The sequence below is a fragment of the Sorangium sp. So ce887 genome (assembly GCF_051521455.1).
In the GTDB taxonomy this organism is placed as follows: domain Bacteria; phylum Myxococcota_A; class Polyangia; order Polyangiales; family Polyangiaceae; genus Sorangium.
The window spans coordinates 12,170,625-12,188,780 of sequence record NZ_CP150354.1; the positions used below are offsets into that span (position 1 = coordinate 12,170,625).

The window sequence follows — 18,156 nt, forward strand, 5'->3', positions numbered from 1 at the left end:
CTTACCGCCTTCATGTGAATCACTCCGGGGCGAATCAGGCACCACCGCGCGGCGAGGCGCCTTGACGTGCCGCGACGCGGCTGGCGTAGAATCGGCCGATGCTCGCCGTGCACTGCCCGCGCTGCGGGCGACCTGCGCCGGTATCGCTCGCCAGCCCGGATCTCATGGCGTGCGCCGCGTGCCCCTACCGCGGCCCGCCGCCCGGGGAGGCGGCGCAGGGCCTGCGCGCCGCGGCGCACGTCGTCTTCCAGACCGATGTTCGCCGGCGCCAGCTCTCGGACGCGCTGCGCCGGATGCTTGTCACGGCGTCGCAGCGGCACGCGCGGCTCCTCGTGGTGTTCGCGCTCGCGTCGGTGCCGATCACGGCGTTTGCGGCGCTCCTCCTGCTGGGGCTCTGGGTCAGCCCCGACACCGAGGGGAACCTCGTGACCGGCGGCATGGTGGTGGCGTCGTGGCTCGGCACGGTCGGGGCGGGCGCGGCCGTGCTCGTGCTCATGCGCCGCAGGCAGCGGCGGATCGAGGAGGCGTGCGCGGCGCGTCCGCCGGCGGTCCCGGGCGAGCCGGCGGCGTGCCACGTGTGCGGCGCGCCGCTCGGCGGGGGCGACGGCGCGATCGCGCGCTGCGGCTTCTGCGCCGCCGACAACCTCGTCGCGCCGGCCGTCCTCGAGCGCGTGCGCGCGCGGCAGGTCGTGATCTTGCAATCGTTCGAGCAGGCCGTGAGCGCCGAGCTCGCCTCGTTCGGCCGGGCGACGTCCGGCGCCGCCGCGGCGGTCGTGGCGACCGCGCTCGTCGTCCCGGTCGCCGCGTTCGTCCTCGCCGTCGCCGCCGTCCTGGTGGGCGAATCGCGGCGGCTGCCGATCGACGCGACCGTGCGCTACGTCGTCGTCAGCACGCCGGTGGGACAGTGTGTCGGGAAAATTGTATCAAAAACGGAGGGTGGGTCGGCGGTGCGGTTCGGGGGGTTCCGGCGCGCGGAGCTGCCCGAGGAGCAGGCGATCGCGCCGGGAGCGCCGGTCGAGGCCGTGTCGCCGAGGTCTCTCGTTGGCCGCTTCGTGACGGCGAAGAACGGGGCGGGGGTCGTCGAGGAGGTGTTCTCGTCGCCGCTCACGGGCAACACCGCCGAGGTCCAGCGCGAGGACGGGACCTCGTTCACGAGCAGCGTCGCCGGGCTTTGCCTGAGCGGCGTGCTGCCGAGGTAATGTCGCCGGGCTTTGCCTGGGCGGCGTGCTGCCGAGGTAATCCGCTTCCGTTTCGTGCGCTTCCGTTTCGTGCGGTCCTGATTCGTGCAGTGCCGTTTCGTGCAGTGCCGTTTCGTGGCCGTGTCCCGCAATGGACCTCGAACGGTCGATTGCCGTTCATCGAGAAGCGCCATGCGCCATCTGTCGTGACGGCGCTCGTCGCAATGCCGGCGAAGCTTTCGGCGGCCGATCCTGCGCGGCGGTGCGGGTGCGCACGGGGCGCTCGCCGCGTTGCGGTTGCCAGAAGTTAGTTGTTCCGTGCCGGCGCTCTCCACGTATAGTGGCGGTGGTTGGGTTGGGCGTAGTTGGAATTCACACCCGGTGGAGACAAGATGAGCCAAGGTGGCTGGGGCGGATCAGGGGGCGGTCAGGGCGGCGGTGGTTACGGCCAGCCGCCGGGTGGCGGCGGTTACGGTCCGCCGCCGGGGCAGCCGCCGGGCGGCGGGGGTTACGGCCAGCCGCCGGGGCAGCCGCCGGGCGGCGGGGGTTACGGCCAGCCGCCGGGGCAGCCGGGTGGCGGAGGTTACGGCCAGCCGCCGGGGCAGCCGGGCGGGGGTTACGGCCAGCCGCCGGGGCAGCCGGGCGGGGGTTACGGCCCGCCGCCGGGGCAGCCGCCGGGCGGCGGAGGTTACGGTCCGCCGCCGGGGCAGCCGCCGGGCGGCGGAGGTTACGGTCCGCCGCCGGGGCAGCCGCCGGGCGGTGGTTATGGCCAGCCGCCGGGGCAGCCGGGCGGCAGCTACGGTCAGCCTCCGGGGCAGCCGCCGGGCGGCGGTGGTTACGGCCAGCCTCCGGGGCAGCCGCCGGGCGGCGGTGGTTACGGTCAGCCTCCGGGGCAGCCGCCGGGCGGCGGTGGTTACGGCCAGCCTCCGGGGCAGCCGCCGGGTGGCGGTGGTTACGGCCCGCCGCCGGGGCAGCCTCCGGGCGGCGGCGGCTGGGGTCAGCCTCCCGGCGGCGGCGGCTGGGGCCAGCCTCCGGGGGGCGGAGCGTTCGGCGCGCCTCCTGGCGGCGGAGGGGGCTACGGTCCGCCACCGGGCGGCGGCCCTTACGGTGCGCCCCCTGGCATGGGCAACACGACGTCGTGGGGAGCGGGAGATGCGGCGTCGTTCGGCTGGGAGCGCGTGAAGCGCGACCCGGCGGTCATCATCGGCGCCGTGGCCGTCGTCGGGTTCGCGGCGAACCTCCCCAACTTCATTGGCGGCGGCATCCAGGCGGCGCTCGCGAGCGACGCGCCCGCCGTGGGGTCGGGCATCCAGGGCATGATGCAGCTTCTCGGCCTCGTGGTGGGCAGCTACTTCGCCGGAGGCCTGTCCAGTCTCCTCCTGAAGGTGGCGCGTGGACAGCCGTACTCGTTCAACGACATCCTCGGCGGCGGGCAGTGGTTCATGTCAATCCTGGGCGCCCAGCTCCTGACCTTCCTGGCCGTCGCTGTCGGCATGGTCTTCCTGATCGTCCCCGGCGTCATCCTCGCGCTCGGCCTGAGCATGACGAACATGTGCATCGTCGATAAGAACCTGGGCGCCATCGACGCGATGAAGGAGAGCTGGCGAATCACGACCGGCCACAAGGGCGGCATCTTCGTCTATGGCTTGCTCGTCTTCGCGCTCGTGCTGGCGGGCGTGCTCGCCTGCTGCCTCGGCACGCTCGTGGCCGGCCCGATCGCCGCCATCGGCTACGCATACATCTACCTGCGCCTGACCGGCCAGCCCACCGCAAGCTGAGCCCCCGGCGGCTCGCGTCCGCGCCTCCCCGGGCCCGGTCCACGCTCCTCCAGCGTAGCCACTGTCGATGATCGGAACGCCGGACCGGCGCCGTCCGGACTGAACGATCCATCTCCGCATCACCCGAGATCACCCAAGCTCGTCGCTGGTTGGTTCTGCGAAGGCAGGCAGGCCTGAGGAGCCCCTGTCCGTCGCGGCGCTGGAGGGCGCAAGCTGCCTCTGGTCCGGGAGATTTACTCGATCTCTACGCAGATGGAATCACCGAGCTCGCGAGAGTCGGTCGCGCGGAAGCCGCAACCGTAGCCTGGACCGTCAATGGAGCCCCCTCCAGCGATCCTCGCAATCCCCCAGTACCCGACGTGAGTGCATATCTCAGCCGAGTAGGCGGAGACGGTCGCGAAATCCACGTGCTCGAAGCCTTCCAGGCACTGACCTCCGCCTCTCACTGCCGCAAAGGTGGTCTCGCCGATGTCAAAGAGCTCGTAGTTGGGTTTGCAGAGTATGTAGTCGAGTTCGCGGGTATCGTCAGCATGCTGCTGGCAGTTGTTCCACGGGCCATCTATCGAATTCCCGTCTGCGATACGAAAGACTCCTGAATAGGGGAGTTCATTGCAGCCGGTGAAAAGAAACGTCCAGAAGGCGTCGGCTGGGGTCAACGGTGCGTATCCTGAGGGGCAAGTTTCTCCCTCGTATACTCCGAACTCCACCGCCTGAGCTTCAGCGGGGGCGCTCAGCGAGACGCCTCCGACGACAAGGCTGCAGATCAGGGCGCGCATGGGCTTCATGTGAGATATGTATTTCATTTGTTCGCCAACGTGTTGTTATGGTGAGTTATGGTTCCAAGCCAAGCGCGTGGTCGGGCGCAAGGATTCATTTGTGCATCCTGATCACGCCGCAAGGTGCGTTGTGGGCTCCGCAGTGGAGAGCCCGTCCCGCGCTTCATCGGCCAGCGCGGAGGCATCATTCTCAAAAGCGGAAATGCTGTCAACGTCTAAACGAGCGTGTCGTTTTGATGGATATCTCTGGTTGAGATAGAATTGGCAGTCTGATCCCAGTCACCCGGTCAGTAGAACAAGCCTTGCCTTCGGTCGGACTCTGGACTTCGCTCGTGGGTCCCAGAGCTCGGCGAGGCGCGTGCCGCTCGCGACGTCGTCTCCCTTCACCCGCAGCCCGAGGTCGGGAGACAGGCGCATCCGACCCGCCCTGGAACCGCGCCAGGATCATGTCCAGAGTATGCGGCGACACGGTGGGCGACGCCAGACAGCGGGCTGGAACGGCGGCGTTCGAGAAATGAAACAGTGCTATCGCTGCTGCGGGGAGTCGCGCCGGGAAGCGAACCGGCATGACGAAGAGATCGCCAAGAAACCAGGGGATCGGGAGGGGGAATGCAGGGACAGCCCTTGGGTCGCGGGGCCATATCGGCTTCAAGCGGCGCCTCCATTGCTTCTGCTGGACCGGGTGCGGTGCAACTTTGCGCTGTGGGCGAAGTCTCCGGCGGCGTACGGCGTGCGGCGTGCGGCGTGCTGGTGCAGCCTGGATGCCGATCAAATTGCCTGCTCCCTGTAATTATGAAAACTCATGCTCCTGTGCGTCCTGGCGCCGCCCACGCTCAGCAGCGCTACGCGAGCGTGCTGCGGCGTGTTTCGGTCGGACCTTGTCGCTGCCTCATCGCGTCCCGTTGCGCTCGCGACGCACGAAGAACCGCTCGATGGCGTCGAGCACCTGCAAGGCGCCGCGCGCCTCGGCGACGAGCTCGCGGTCGTCTTGCGTCTTCGCGTAGAGCTGGGCATCGAGCACGGCGCTCCACAGGCGCTCGCGGTTCCACGGCCGGACGGGGAACGGGAGGAGCGCCAGAGCCGCCTCGGCGATGGCGCTGAGGTCGGCCTCGGTCAGCACGACGTCCGTCAGGATCGGGGTGGGCGGCCTCGGCAGCTTCCTGCGGGCGCGTCTCCGCTTGGCTCGGTCGTCCATCGGCGCCTCCGGAGCTGGAGGGCCAGCGCCTCACGGGCGAGGCGGAGTCGGCTCGCCGCGGTCCCCGGGCGCATGCCGCTGGCCTTTGCGAACGCGACGAGCGAGCGGGGGTCGTCGACCGCGAGCAGGATGTCGCGCTGCCAAGCCTTCAGGCTCACCCCTTTCAAGGTGACTTCTCTCGGTTCTCCTGAAAAGGACATGCCAAAGGTTCTGCGCCGCTCGAGCTTCGCCGGATCGAGCTGCATCTGGACAAGCCGACGGAGGACGGAGATACCGTACTGCGGCTGTTGACGAACCTGCCGGAGAAGACGTTACAGCCCGAGCGAGCCGCCCATCGTCGAGCAGCACCCAGGGGAATGAAGCCGAGTACGCCTCGGTCCCGGCGATGGGTAGACTCGGCGCGTCCGCAAGTCGCTCATTGGCCCTCCTTCATTCGCGGCTCGAGCGGCGGATCGAGCGCATCGCCGTGGAACTCACGCAACATGATCGCGGCGTGCCGGGCTCCGGTCTCGACCGCATCGAGAGGATCCTCCCCGCATGTGGTAAATGGGCGTCCATCTACGTCCACCGTGACAGCCCAAGGCCACTTTTTCTCCGGAGGGTTTCGGGTCGGCTCATGGATGCGAACCACGATGTCGCGCGGCTCGCCGTCTTCCGGGGTCAACTTAAACGTCAGCTCGATCATCACTTGCATCTCCTGTCACAATCTTTGAGACATCTCGAATATTCTTGCATGCACCCGTCTTTACAGATCCTGTCACCCTTTGGGCAGTTGTCGGAGCACCGTTCCCAGAGTTGATCGCACTTTTCCTTGCATGCCTCTTTGCAGTCGGACGAGCTTGAACCTGGCGCCCACCGGCACGAGTCGCACGACTGCGCACCGGAGCCATTGCGAACTCCAGAGGCTTCTTCACATCGATCCTTGGCTTCGTCCAAGCTCGCGTGCTCGCCCTGGTACCGCGTTGTGCAGCTACCCGCCGCGCCCTGGTTACTGCAAACAGCCGACCCCGCCTTCCACGTGACCGTGCATTCCACGGTTTGCGAGCACGGATCCGCATCGAAGCCCGTGTGATCTTGCGGCTCCAGCGGCACATGCCACCCGAAGCCTCCAACCCCTCCTGTCGGCGTGATGATGCTGCCGCCGGCGCCTTCGTTTCCCTCACCCCGGACATAGCACTCACCTACATCGTAATTGCACGCCGTGAGACCGAAGCACAGAACAACAAATATCCTGTTCATCTCGACTTTGCCTCAAATCTCCAAATGGGTCCAGTGGTCACCATCACGACCAGACTTCCAGGAAGAACGCGACTACTGCCGCCAGCCCAGTCCACATGGGCGCTGGTGGATACGCCCAAGGGCCCGGCGAAGTACCAGTCGGACTGGGCGCGGCCGCCTGGAGCAACCCCCACCACGTGGTCGCAGATCACGGCACCACAAACCGGCATCGAGTAGATCGCCAGGGACGGCCCGAGGCTGACGGTGGTTGTCTTCGTGGCGTACCCAAGAGTGACGGCCGTTCGATCGTAGACCCCAACGCCTGCCCCTGGAACGATGCTGAGCATGTTGTGGACTTCGAGCCTAAAGTCCCCCTCGCTGCGCCAGAGCCACCCAGCGAAGGGACTCACCGCAAGCCTGGGCTCGATCCCGACCTGGATCCCGCCCACGCTCACGCCGCCGCTGAACTCGAGTGCTTGTGCCAGCGCCGGAACACTGCTGACGAGCGCACAGGCACAGCCGCACAGTACGAGCGCGCTCGCTCTCCCCCTCAGCCCCTGCCCCATGCCTTCCCCTGATTCCGGATGCTCCTCCCACCGGAGGGCCGCGTCAACGGTAACCTGGGCCACATTGCGTCCTTGCTGTCCCTGCGTCGGCGTGCCGAGCGCGGCGGGTCGCATGGGCGGGCCGGGCGCCCGCCAGCGAGCGCAGCGCCGTCGCCGTCCACCGCCTCACCGAGCACGACCTGCCCGGGCCTGGCGAGCCCTCCTACCCCGCGCTTACGAGCGTCGACCCGGAATCGTCACACCGTGTGACCTCCGTGTGCCCCGACGTCAGGGCACGGGGCTCCACGAGAGGGCACTCGGGTATACGAGAGAAACTGAGCCCTCGATGGTCTCTGACACCGTTCCGAGCCCTCCGAGGCGGCGTCTGCCGTATCTCCCGCGCATGCGCACCGCAGATTCAGCTCCGGGTTCGATTCCCGGCGCCTCCACTAATAAAGACACGATGAGAACCGTGTCTTTATTCCTTTGTGTGACCTGCATGTGATCTAATATATTTCAGCAAGAGTGGATCACGGTCGGGCTCGGCGTGAACGAGACCACCGGAAGCGGGCGCAGCGGGTGACGCGAGGGTACGGGGCTCCACGGAGAACTCCATGGCGGGCACCCTGCCGGCGGGGCGGATGGGTACGAGCGGCGATCTGCGCGGTGGCAAAGTCGCCCGCACAATGAGCAGCGGCGATCGTCTGTGTCAGGGTGGCGACGAGCGCCTGGCGCGGGCTCGCCTCTGGCATGGTCGTGCCCCATGGCGCGTCCGTCACGGCCGCCGAGGGGACCGCTGGAAGCGTCACGGAATCGTCCGGCCGACCAGCGATCGCGGGGTTAGCGCCCGCGATCGGCGGGGGGCCGCTGCCCTCGACCCACTCGAAACCCGCGCAAATCCGCCCGATCGCGCCGCTCCGCTCCCCCGCGCCGCGCGACGAACAGGCTCTCCTCGCTCCGGGCAACTCGGCTCCACCTCCCGTCCCGCCCCGCGGAATCCCACATTCCGCCCCACTCCGACCCCCCCGCTCCCCGCCCCCTCCTGTCCACGGCCGCCCCTCGCCGCGATCCCCCCTTTGCCACCCATGAATCCACGCCAGCGTCCGGCGCCTCCGTACCCTCTCTAAGGCCGGCGCCAGGTCAGATACCTACCGTGAGACAAAGCTCCTTGGATCGGATTGCGAGCCTCAAGACCGCATGTTAATCGGTGCCCCTCGGAGACTCCAGCGCAGCGAGGCGCGGAGCCGGGGGGAACATCGCGCGGCGCGCGGACGCTCTGTCCGCCGCGCCGCCCTGCGCCGCCCGCTCGCGAGGTGCTCTCTCGCGCCGCCCGCTGCTCGTCCAGACCGGAACGGAGCATGATATGCCTGACCATGTCCTGATCACGGGGGGCGCCGGATTCATCGGCTCCCACCTCGCCGACGAGCTCCTGCGCGCAGGGCACCGCGTCCGCGCCCTCGATAACCTCGTACCCCAGGTCCACGGCCCCGACCGGCGCCGCCCGGCCCACCTCGACCCGGCCGTCGAGCTCCTGGTCGGCGATGTCCGCGACCGCGACGCCGTGAGGCGCGCCCTCCGGGGCGTCGACGCGGTCGTCCACCTCGCCGCCGCGGTGGGCGTCGGACAGAGCATGTACCGCGTCGAGCGGTACACGTCCGTCAACGCCGTCGGCACCGCCGTGCTCACCGAGGCCCTCGCCGAGCAGCCCGTGCGAAGGCTCGTGATCGCCTCCAGCATGAGCGTCTACGGAGAGGGCCTCTACCGCCGGCAGAGCGGCGAGCTCGTCGCCCCGCGGAGCCGGCCCGTCGAGCAGCTGAAGCGCGGCGCCTTCGAGATCTGCGCCGCGGACGGCGAGGCGCTCGTCCCCGTGCCGACGCCCGAGGACAAGATACCCGCCCTCGACTCCGTCTACGCGCTGTCCAAGTACGATCAAGAGCGGCTCTGCTTCATCGCCGGTCGCGCTTACGGCATCCCCGCCGTCGCGCTCCGCCTCTTCAACGTGTACGGCCCGCGCCAGGCGCTCTCCAACCCCTACACGGGCGCGCTCGCCATCTTCGCCGCGCGCCTGCTCAACAACCGTCCTCCGCTCGTCTTCGAGGACGGGCTCCAGCAGCGCGACTTCGTGAGCGTGCACGACGTCGCCGAGGCCTGCGTCAAGGCGCTCGCCGAGGACACCGTCGCCGCCGGCAAGGTGCTCAACATCGGCACCGGCCGCCCGCGCTCGATCCGCGACGTCGCCGAGGCGCTCTGCAAGGCGCTCGGCAAGCACGAGATCGCGCCCGAGATCACCGGCCGGTGCCGCGTGGGGGACGTCCGGCACTGCTTCGCCGACACCCGCGAGGCGCGGCGCGTCCTCGGGTTCACGCCGTCCGTCCCGTTCGAGCGCGGGCTCCTCGAGCTCGCCGGCTGGATCGACGGGCAGAGCGCGCGCGACGGCGCCGCCCAGGCGCGCGCCGAGCTCGAGGCGAGGGGGCTCTCGCTGTGACGCCGCCCGTCCTGATCACCGGCGGGGCCGGCTTCATCGGATCGAGCCTCGCCGATCGGCTCCTCCGCGAGGGGGAGCCGGTCCTCGTCCTCGACAACCTCTCGCGCGCGTTCGTCGAGCGGAACGTCGAGCTCCTCCGGCAGCGCCACGGCGCCGGCGTGGAGATCCTCCTGTGCGACATCCGCGACGCGCAGGCCGTGAGCGACGCCGTGCGGCGCGCCTCGTTCGTCTTCCACCTCGCCGCGCAGGGCGCCGTCACGCGCAGCGTCTCGGATCCGGCGCTCGACTTCGAGGTGAACGCGCGCGGCACGCTCAACGTGCTCGAGGCGCTCCGGCGGCTCGACCGCCCGCCGCCGCTCCTCTTCGCCTCGACGAGCAAGGTCTACGGCGCGCTGCCCCACCTCGCGCTCGAGCGGTGCGAGGACCGGGTTCGACCCCTCTGCGAGCGCGCGCGCGAACACGGCATCTCCGAGGCGCAGCCGCTCGATTTCCAGAGCCCCCACGGGTGCTCCAAGGGCGCCGCCGACCAGTACGTCCTCGATTACGCCCGCACCTTCGGCCTCGACGCCGCGGTGCTCCGGATGAGCTGCATCTACGGCCCCCGGCAGTTCGGCAGCGAGGACCAGGGGTGGATCGCCCACTTCGTCGGGCGCGCCATTCGCCGCGATCCGATCACCCTCCACGGCGACGGGCTGCAGGTCCGCGACGCGCTGTTCATCGAGGATCTCGTCGACGCCTTGCTGCTCGCGCGGCGCGAGCTCAAGCCCGCGTCGGGCTGCGCCTTCAACCTCGGGGGCGGCCCGGAGCGGGCGGTGAGCCTTGTCGAGCTGCTCGATCTCATCGCCGAGCTCGACGTCGACGGGCGCCGCCCCGCCGTCTCGCTCGCCGCGCGGCGGCCGGGCGATCCGCGGTACTACGTCTCCGATTGCCGCGCCTTCCAGGCGCTCACCGGCTGGGCGCCGCGCGTCGCACTCCGCGACGGGCTGCGCGCGCTCTACCAATGGCGCCTCGGGGTCGAGGAGCGCCTCGGGGCCGTCTACGCGGACGCGCCCGTGTCCGCCCGGCTGGGCCGCCTGGACCGGCGGCTGGGGGTCGCCTCGTGAAGGTCGCGCTGGTCAACCCGCCCTGGAGCTTCGACGGCAGCGTCTACTTCGGCTGCCGCGAGCCGCACCTGCCGCTCGAGCTCGGCTACGCGAAGGCGCTGCTCGAGCGCGCCGGCCACGAGGCCGCCCTCGTCGACGCCCAGGCGCGCGGGATCGACCTCGGCGCCGTGCGCTCCGAGGTCGCCGCGTTTCGCCCGGACATCACGGCGATCACCACGGCGCCGAGCTACCTCCTCTGGCGCTGCCCGCCGCCCGAGCTGCGCGTCCCCATGGCGGCGGCCGCCGCGCTGCGGGGCCACGGCGGCCTCCTCGTCGCGGTCGGGCCCCACGGCTCCACAACGCCCCGCGCGGCGCTCCGCAAGCTCGGCGTGGACGTCGTGGTCCTCGGCGAGTGCGAGGAGATCCTCGTCATGCTCGCGGGCACGACCGGATCGCGCTTCTGGCAGATCCCGTCGATCGCCTACCGCAGGAACGGCATCGATCATGTGCAGGGCGGCCCCTACGCCGCCCGCGTGAGGGCGCTGCCGGCGCTGCGGTGGGACGCCGCGACGATCGCGCGGCACGTCCACCACCATCACCGCTTCGACGCCGTGCCCGAGGGGCCGAGCGCCGAGATGGAGACCTCGCGCGGCTGCCCCCACCGCGGCGCCTCCTGCGCGAAGGAGAGCGCGCGCGACGCGCTCCGGAAGCGCCCGCTCGAGACGGTGCTCGACGAGCTCGACGCGCTCCTCGCCCAGGGCGTCCGCCACGTCTACTTCATCGACGAGCTCTTCCTGCCCGACCGGGCGCTCCTCGAGGCGCTCTGCGCGCGGGACGTCGTGTTCGGCGTCCAGCTCAGGATCGACGGCTGGTCGCGCGAGATGCTCGATCTCCTCGGCCGCGCGGGCTGCGTCTCGATCGAGGCCGGCGTCGAGAGCGCCTCGAACGAGGGGAGGGGCGCGCTCGCCAGGCGGTGCAGCGCGTCGCCCGAGGAGATCACCGCGCTGCTCGTCCACGCCCGGCGGAGCGTGCCCTTCGTGCAGGCGAACCTGAGCCACGCGGGCGATGGCGATCCGGCCGAGGCCGCGGCGTGGCGGCAGCGCCTCCTCGGGCTCGGCGTGTGGGCCAACGAGCCCGTCCCGAGCTTCCCGTATCCCGGCTCTCCGGCGTACGCCCGTCGGTGGGGCGCGCCCGACGACGGCGCCTGGGAGCGTGCGCACGCCCATTACGTCGCCGAGCACCGGGCGTTCAACGAGCTGCAGGACAGCCGGCCGCTGCCGCTCACGGAGCTCGAGCATGGCGCGCGGTGACGGCGGCCTCTCCGGCGCGGCGGCGCCTCGGCCGCGGCCTGACCGCGTGCTGATGACGGCGGACACCCAGGGCGGCGTGTGGACCCACGCGCTCGAGCTCGCCGCGGCGCTCTCGCGCTCCGGCGTGGCCACGGCGCTCGCGGTCATGGGCGGGCCGCTGTCGCCCGGGGCGCGCGCGGCCGCGGCCGCGATCCCGGGGCTCGAGCTCGTCGAGAGCGCCTACCGGCTCGAGTGGATGGATGATCCGTGGGACGACGTCGCGGCCGCGGGCGACTGGCTGCTCGACCTGGAGGAGCGGACGCGGCCCGACCTCGTCCACCTGAACGGGTACTGCCACGCGGCCCTGCCGTTCCGTGCGCCCCGCGTCGTCGTGGGGCACGCCTGCCTGCTGTCGTGGTGGCGCGCCGTCCACCGCCGGCCGGCGCCGGTCCGCTACGATCGCTACCGCGCGCGGGTCGCGGAGGGGCTCCGCGCCGCCGAGGCCGTCGTCGCGCCGAGCGCGTCCATGCTGAGCGCCCTCGCGGGCGAGTACGGGGCGCTCGGCCTCGGGCGCGGCCACGTCATCCCGCACGCGCGCGACAGGCGGCGATTCCTGCCGGGGGCGAAGGAGCGTTTCATCTTCGCGGCCGGCCGGCTCTGGGACGAGGCCAAGAACCTCGCGGCGCTCGAGAAGGTCGCGCCCCACCTCCCGTGGCCCGTGCTCGTGGCCGGGAGCGACGTCGCGCCGGGCGGCGTCGGCCGCCGCGCCGGGGAGAGCCTCTGCTCGCTCGGCTGGATGAGCGAAGGCGAGCTCGCGTGGTGGATGGGGCGCGCCGCGATCTACGCCTTCCCCGCGCGGTATGCGCCGTTCGGCATGTCGGTCCTCGAGGCCGGCCTCTCCGGCTGCGCGCTCGTGCTCGGCGACCTGCCCAGCCTGCGCGAGGTCTGGGGCAACGCCGCCGTCTACGTCCCCGCGGGCGATCCGGGCGCGCTCCTCGGCGCGCTCGCCCACCTCGTCCGGGACGTCGCGCGCCGCGAGGCGCTCGGCGCGCTCGCCCGCCGGCGCGCGGTGCGCTTCAGCCCGCACGCCATGGCCCGCCGCTACCTCGAGGTCTACGCCGTCGCGCTCGCGGCCCGGCGGCCGGCCGCCTCGCAGGTCTGCCCTCCCTCGACGCCCACGCCCTGCGGGACACCATGCGAATAGCGCTCTTCTGCCACTCCCTGCTCTCCGACTGGGACCACGGGCACGCGCACTTCCTCCGCGGGATCGCGACGGAGCTCGACGCGCGCGGCCACGACGTCCTCGCCTTCGAGCCGGCGGACGCCTTCAGCGCCGAGCGCCTCGTGGCCGCCCGCGGCCCGGCCGCGCTGGGCGAGGCCGCCGCCGTGTACCCCCGCCTCTGCCCGCGCCGCTATGCGCTCTCCACGCTGGACCTCGACGCCGCGCTCGCGGGCGTCGACGTCGTGCTCGTCCACGAGCGGAGCGACCCCGAGCTCGTGCGGCGCCTCGGCGAGCACCGCGCGCGCGCGGATCGGTATCGGCTGTTCTTCCACGACACGCACCACCGCCTGCTCACCGATCCGGCCGCGATCGTGCGGCGCGATCTCTCGGGGTACGACTGCGTGCTCGGCTTTGGAAAGAGCCTTTGCGATCACTACCTGCGCCGCGGCATCGCCCGGCGCGCCGTGGTGTGGCACGAGGCCGCCGACGCGCGCGTCTTCCGGCCGCTGCCGGGGGTCGAGAAGGAGCGCGATCTCGTGTGGATCGGCAACTGGGGGGACGGCGAGCGGGCGGCGGAGCTCCGCGAGTTCCTGATCGAGCCCGTGAAGGCGCTCGGGCTGCGCGCGCGCGTGCACGGGGTGGGCTATCCCGAGCACGCGCTCGCGGCGCTCGCGGACGCCGGCATCGAGCACGCCGGCTGGCTCCCCAACCACGAGGTCCCCGACGCCTTCGCGCGCGCGCGCGTCACGGTGCACATCCCGCGGCGGCCGTACGCCGCGCTCCTCCCGGGCATCCCCACGATCCGGCCGTTCGAGGCGCTCGCGTGCGGGATCCCGCTCGTGAGCGCGCCGTGGACCGACGCCGAGCGCCTCTTCTCGCCCGGCCGCGACTACCTTGTCGCGCGCACCGGAGCGGAGATGGCGGAGCACCTCCGCGCGCTCCTCGCGGATCCCGATTTCGCGCGCGGCGTCGCCGAGCACGGGCGCCGGACGGTGCTGTCGCGCCACACGTGCGCGCACCGCGCGGACACCCTGCTCGACCTCGTCGACGAGCTCCTCTTGCGGCCGTTCCACCGGCCCGCCGGCGACGAGGAGGAGGAGGAGGACGAGCTGGAGAGGAGCGGGGCGGCGTCCGGGGTTCGCCGCTGCGACCCGGCGCATCACCGGAGCCCGCTCGCGTGAGGCGCGGGGCGGGCGGGTGGGGGTCTCGGCGCTCCGCGAGGGGCGGGGTTGCGACAACGGAGGTGTTCCGATGGTGGACGCGAACGGGAGATCGGTGGGGAGGAGCATGCGCATCCTTGTGACGGGGGGCGCCGGCTTCGTCGGCTCGCACCTGTGCGAGCGGCTCCTCGCGGACGGCCATGAGGTCATCGCGCTCGACGACTTCTCGACGGGCTCGCCGGCCAACGTGGCCCACCTGATGCGCAGCAGGCGTTTCTGGCTTGTCGAGCGCGACGTGGCGCAGCCCTTCGATTACGAGATCGACAGGGTCTACAACCTGGCGTCGCCGGCGAGCCCTGCGCGCTATCAATGCGATCCGGTGCGCACCACGATCACGAACGTGGTGGGCACGCTGAACGCGCTCTCGTGCGCCGAGCGGCACGGCGCGCGGCTCTTGCAGGCGTCGACGAGCGAGGTGTACGGCGACCCGGAGGTGCACCCGCAGCCGGAGGGCTACCTCGGGCGGGTGAACCCGATCGGGGTGCGCGCCTGTTACGACGAGGGCAAGCGTTGCGCGGAGTCGCTGGTGATGGACTTCCACCGTCAGGGGCGGGCGTCGGGGCGGATCGCGCGGATCTTCAACACGTACGGTCCCCGGATGGCGCTCGACGACGGGCGCGCGGTGAGCAATTTCATCGTCCAGGCGCTCCGGGGAGAGGAGCTGACGGTCTACGGGAGCGGGTCGCAGACGCGGAGCTTCTGTTATATCGACGACCTGGTGGAGGGGTGTGTGCGGCTGATGGAGCACCCGCTGGAGGTGGGGCCTGTCAACCTGGGCAATCCGGTGGAGGTGACGGTGCTCGAGCTGGCGCAGGAGATCGTGCGGCTCACGGGGAGCGCGAGCCGGATCGTGTACCGCCCGCTGCCGGAGGACGATCCGAGGCAGCGGCGTCCGGCGATCGAGCTGGCCCGGCGAAGCTTGGGGTTCGAGCCGCGGGTGGCGCTCCGGCAGGGGCTCTACGCGACGATCCAGAGCTTCCGGGCGGCGCTCCTGGGAGCGGGGGAGTGCTCGCGGCGGGGGGAGCCGGCGCTGGCGAGCTGAGGAGTCGACCGCCGACCACGGCCCGTCTTTGTCGTCTTTGTGCCGGGGCACTTCGCTTCAGGTGTCGTGGCCCAGGAAGGCGTGCATGCGTTCGAGCTCGGCCGCCAGCTCGCGGCGGAACGCCGCATCGCGCGGCGCGCGGCCGGACACATAGCCGAGCTCGGCCCGCTCGACGCCGTCGCGTGCGCTCAGGTTGGCCCAGCCGATCACCTTTTCGCCCCACAGCAGCGGCAGCGCGTAGTAGCCCAGCTTGCGCTTGGGTGCCGGCACATAGGCCTCGAAGCGATAGGCCCAGCCCCACAGCAGCTCGAAGCGGCGGCGGTCCCACACCACCGGATCGAAGGGCGCCAGGAGGCGCACCGCCTCATCCGGCGCATGGCGGCGCGATGCCGGGTTCTCGTCGGCCGGCCACAGCCAGGTGGTGCCGTCGATCACGACGCTGGCCAGCTGCGCGCGCGCCAGCCGCATCGCCGCGCGCGTTTCGCTGCGCAGCTGCGGCGCGCCGTGGCCCAGCAGGCTGACCAGGTAGCCGAAGCTGGCCGCCGGCAGCGGCGCGTACTTGCGCATCACAAGCTCCACCAGCGCGGCGGCGCGGCGCGCGCGGCCGGCCGGGCTGTCGTCGGCCGGCGGATGCGACACCGCCTCGTAGACGCGCGTGCCCGTGTCGCGCCGCACCACCCGGAGCATGCCGCGGTAGTGCATGCCTTCCAGCAGCTGGGTGCTGGCATTGAGCGTGTTGCCCCAGTAGCCCTGCACGCGGCCGTGATGCGAGAACTCGGCCGCCACCTCCTTCGGATGGGTTGGGCCGCGCTCGCGGATGAAGGCCAGCACCTCGGTCGCGCGGCGCCGCGTGGCGGCGTCCCATGCGCGCCTGGCGATGCGCGGATGCAGCAGCGCCAGGTGTTCGCGCGGCAGGAAGCCGTAGTTGACCAGGCGGTCCTCCTCGAGCGCCAGCCGCGGATAGCGGCGCTCCAGGTCGCCGGCGCAATAGTCCCTGACGCGATGGCGCAGCGTCAGGTCCTGGGCGCGCGCTGGCGCGCGGATCGGGTCGGCCTGCACGAAACCCAGGCGCGAGATCGCGCGCCCCAGCGTGGTGGGCGCGAACAGCGTGCGCGCCACCGCATAGCGGCGCAGGTCGTCCAGATCGATGCTTTTTTTCTTGGCGGGCATGGTGGCTCAGGAAGGTCGGTGCGCGGCGGGCGCCGCGAGCAGCGCCAGCTGCCGGTCGTGCCAGCCGGCCAGCAGCCGCTGCGCGGCCATCGCGCCCAGCCAGGCCATGAACATGTCCTTCTGGGTGTCGAACGGATCGCCCTGCGCTCCATGGAAGGAAATCCAGATTGTTGGTATCCTTACGCGCGCAAATGTAACTGAGCGCGAACGCCTCCGCTACAGGACTGGGCTCCGACGGGCAGGATCGCGGCGAACCACAGGCTCTCGCGCGGCGGCTAGAGCACGTCCCGGAGGCCGCGACGAGGCCTCTATCGCCCCTGCCAATATGTGCCGAATTGAGTCAACCGGAGGGGTTCGGGTCTGGCTGAGGTCCGTGCCCCTGCTACACGCTGGCGCATCTCGTGGGCAGCGCCAGATCGAGCGCGGCGAGGTGATCGCGATCCCATGGGGCAGGTGAGCACGCGGTTTGCAATGACCGCGCTCGAGGACGGAGCCGCACTCACGGACGGCTCTCCCCACCCATTGGAAAGATGATGATCATGAAAGCACATCGACTCGCCTGGGTCGCGCTCCTGCTGGTCGCCGCACAGGTTCCGTTCGTTACCGCCTGCTCGGGCGCAGTCGAAGGTTCGGGCGACCCCGAGCCGGATACCGGGACCGAGCCCTCCGGCGAAGGCGGCGGCGACGCGAGCGCGCCCGAGACAGCGCCCGACCTGTTCGCATGCGGCCTTGAGCCGAGCTGTGACAAGATCTCGCGGCACCTCGCCGCGGAACCACGAGATGCGCTCGAGTGTGCGGCCAGGCTCCTGCTTTCGGGCAGCGCGGGCGTCCTCAAGGCGCTCGATACCCCTGGACCGTACATCGACGAGACAGAGACGCTCATCGTGGTGCTGGGCGACGGCACCGCGCTCGTGCAGACCCGCGAGAGGCACTGCGGAGCCCCCGACGATCCGCCCTGCCAGGCCGACACGTGGGAGGCGCCGTCGCTGCATCAGATCTGCGATATCGAGAGTTCTGCGTCCCTGGAAGAAGCGTGCGAGGAAGACTCCGAGGAGGGGTGTGTCTGGGTGCCGTGGTCAGGGCTGAGCAACTGCCAGGCCGTGGACGACGCCACCTGCAACGACATCGCTGACCGGCTCGCACCGATGTGATCGCCCGCCTCGTCGAATAGAACACGCTGATCCCAAACGGGCTCGGCACGGCCGCGAAGGGCCGATGCGCATTGGACGCATTGCATCACCCGGCCGTCGGCGACGACGTCGACATCGACGTCAATGCGGCCGCCATCGCAGGATCCGCGGCGAGCGCCTGCAGGTCGATCGCTTGCGCGATCAGGCGGTTGCCCACGACGTTCGGGTGGGCGTGATCCCCGGAGTCCGCGTCGAGCCGCAGCCGGGAAGGCAGCTTCGGATCGCGGATGGCGAGATCGAGATCGACCACAGCATCGAACGCGCCGCCGGATCGGATCCAGCGATTAACGGCCATGCGGGCCTCGTCCTTGTCCGCTCCCGGTGTTGTCGGTGATCGAATCGCCGATCGTCACCACCGTTCCATGGCTCTGGGTGTCGACGAGAAGCTGGCTCAGAAACAGGCGCCCCGTCGTCGTGTTCTCGACGTTCAGCTGCGTCGCGGTGGTCTGATTGCCAGGACCGATGACGCTCACGTCGCCAGCGTGCCAATGCAGGGTCGATATCGGAGTATCGCGCGGCAAGAAGAGCGACACGGCGAGCCGCGCCAGCGGCGCGATTTGCAGGTCGACGGCGTCGCTGATCGCATTCGCCCCCGGAGCGATGCGGATGTCTGCCTTGCCACCGAAGGTCAGTTTGCGTAGGTCGGTGACAGCGGCGTCCGCAGAAGCTCCAGCGAGCCCGATCGTGGCCGCGCCCACGTCGACGGCGTCCGCGCCGAACGCGTTGCTGAGGACGATACGCACCCGTCTCCCACCCAGGCTGACCC

Annotated in this window: 16 protein-coding genes; 9 read left to right on the plus strand and 7 right to left on the minus strand. The window is 70.9% G+C overall.

Annotated features, from left to right (window positions below):
- Positions 1-98: 98 nt before the first annotated feature.
- On the plus strand, positions 99-1,199 hold the full coding sequence (locus tag WMF36_RS45580) for a hypothetical protein (RefSeq protein ID WP_437577134.1): 1,101 nt from the start codon (positions 99-101) through the stop codon (positions 1,197-1,199).
- A 371-nt stretch (positions 1,200-1,570) separates the two neighbouring features.
- Complete coding sequence (locus WMF36_RS45585) at positions 1,571-2,956, plus strand: hypothetical protein (protein ID WP_437577135.1); 1,386 nt, start codon at positions 1,571-1,573, stop codon at positions 2,954-2,956.
- 233 nt (positions 2,957-3,189) lie between these two features.
- On the opposite strand, the gene WMF36_RS45590 is transcribed toward WMF36_RS45585, so the two are convergent.
- From WMF36_RS45590 to WMF36_RS45605, 4 genes are all read right to left on the minus strand, one after another.
- Positions 3,190-3,732: a hypothetical protein gene (locus WMF36_RS45590; protein WP_437577136.1), complete on the minus strand. Its 543-nt coding sequence runs from the start codon at positions 3,730-3,732 to the stop codon at positions 3,190-3,192.
- An 889-nt stretch (positions 3,733-4,621) separates the two neighbouring features.
- On the minus strand, positions 4,622-4,927 hold the full coding sequence (locus WMF36_RS45595) for a hypothetical protein (RefSeq protein ID WP_437577137.1): 306 nt from the start codon (positions 4,925-4,927) through the stop codon (positions 4,622-4,624).
- A 415-nt stretch (positions 4,928-5,342) separates the two neighbouring features.
- Positions 5,343-5,621 carry a hypothetical protein gene (locus WMF36_RS45600; protein WP_437577138.1) on the minus strand — a complete coding sequence of 93 codons (279 nt, stop codon included), beginning with the start codon at positions 5,619-5,621 and terminating at the stop codon, positions 5,343-5,345.
- A 541-nt stretch (positions 5,622-6,162) separates the two neighbouring features.
- Positions 6,163-6,774, minus strand: a complete 612-nt coding sequence (locus WMF36_RS45605; protein ID WP_437577139.1) for a hypothetical protein — start codon at positions 6,772-6,774, stop codon at positions 6,163-6,165.
- Positions 6,775-8,053: 1,279 nt separating this feature from the next.
- Here WMF36_RS45605 and WMF36_RS45610 point away from each other — a divergent pair.
- From WMF36_RS45610 to WMF36_RS45635, 6 genes are all read left to right on the plus strand, one after another.
- Positions 8,054-9,175, plus strand: a complete 1,122-nt coding sequence (locus WMF36_RS45610; protein WP_437577140.1) for an NAD-dependent epimerase/dehydratase family protein — start codon at positions 8,054-8,056, stop codon at positions 9,173-9,175.
- A complete protein-coding gene (locus WMF36_RS45615) occupies positions 9,172-10,278 on the plus strand; it encodes an SDR family NAD(P)-dependent oxidoreductase (protein ID WP_437577141.1) in 1,107 nt (368 codons plus the stop codon). The genes WMF36_RS45610 and WMF36_RS45615 overlap by 4 nt, the downstream gene beginning before the upstream one ends.
- A complete protein-coding gene (locus WMF36_RS45620) occupies positions 10,275-11,567 on the plus strand; it encodes a TIGR04295 family B12-binding domain-containing radical SAM protein (RefSeq protein WP_437577142.1) in 1,293 nt (430 codons plus the stop codon). Before WMF36_RS45615 ends, WMF36_RS45620 begins: the two co-directional genes overlap by 4 nt.
- The gene (locus tag WMF36_RS45625) at positions 11,554-12,750 is read left to right on the plus strand and encodes a glycosyltransferase family 4 protein (protein ID WP_437577143.1); all 1,197 of its coding nucleotides are present in this window, start codon (positions 11,554-11,556) and stop codon (positions 12,748-12,750) included. The genes WMF36_RS45620 and WMF36_RS45625 overlap by 14 nt, the downstream gene beginning before the upstream one ends.
- Positions 12,741-13,949: a CgeB family protein gene (locus WMF36_RS45630; RefSeq protein ID WP_437577144.1), complete on the plus strand. Its 1,209-nt coding sequence runs from the start codon at positions 12,741-12,743 to the stop codon at positions 13,947-13,949. Before WMF36_RS45625 ends, WMF36_RS45630 begins: the two co-directional genes overlap by 10 nt.
- Before the next feature lie 70 nt (positions 13,950-14,019).
- Positions 14,020-15,030 carry a UDP-glucuronic acid decarboxylase family protein gene (locus WMF36_RS45635; RefSeq protein WP_437577145.1) on the plus strand — a complete coding sequence of 337 codons (1,011 nt, stop codon included), beginning with the start codon at positions 14,020-14,022 and terminating at the stop codon, positions 15,028-15,030.
- A gap of 57 nt (positions 15,031-15,087) precedes the next feature.
- Here WMF36_RS45635 and WMF36_RS45640 read toward each other — a convergent pair whose 3' ends face one another.
- The gene (locus tag WMF36_RS45640) at positions 15,088-16,200 is read right to left on the minus strand and encodes a DNA glycosylase AlkZ-like family protein (RefSeq protein WP_437577146.1); all 1,113 of its coding nucleotides are present in this window, start codon (positions 16,198-16,200) and stop codon (positions 15,088-15,090) included.
- Positions 16,201-16,739: 539 nt separating this feature from the next.
- Here WMF36_RS45640 and WMF36_RS45645 point away from each other — a divergent pair.
- Positions 16,740-17,351, plus strand: coding sequence for a hypothetical protein (locus WMF36_RS45645; protein ID WP_437577147.1), 612 nt, complete (start codon positions 16,740-16,742; stop codon positions 17,349-17,351).
- A gap of 85 nt (positions 17,352-17,436) precedes the next feature.
- On the opposite strand, the gene WMF36_RS45650 is transcribed toward WMF36_RS45645, so the two are convergent.
- Together WMF36_RS45650 and WMF36_RS45655 are read right to left on the minus strand one after the other, a co-directional pair.
- Positions 17,437-17,685, minus strand: coding sequence for a hypothetical protein (locus tag WMF36_RS45650; protein ID WP_437577148.1), 249 nt, complete (start codon positions 17,683-17,685; stop codon positions 17,437-17,439).
- Positions 17,675-18,133 carry a hypothetical protein gene (locus WMF36_RS45655; RefSeq protein ID WP_437577149.1) on the minus strand — a complete coding sequence of 153 codons (459 nt, stop codon included), beginning with the start codon at positions 18,131-18,133 and terminating at the stop codon, positions 17,675-17,677. Before WMF36_RS45655 ends, WMF36_RS45650 begins: the two co-directional genes overlap by 11 nt.
- Positions 18,134-18,156: the final 23 nt, after the last annotated feature.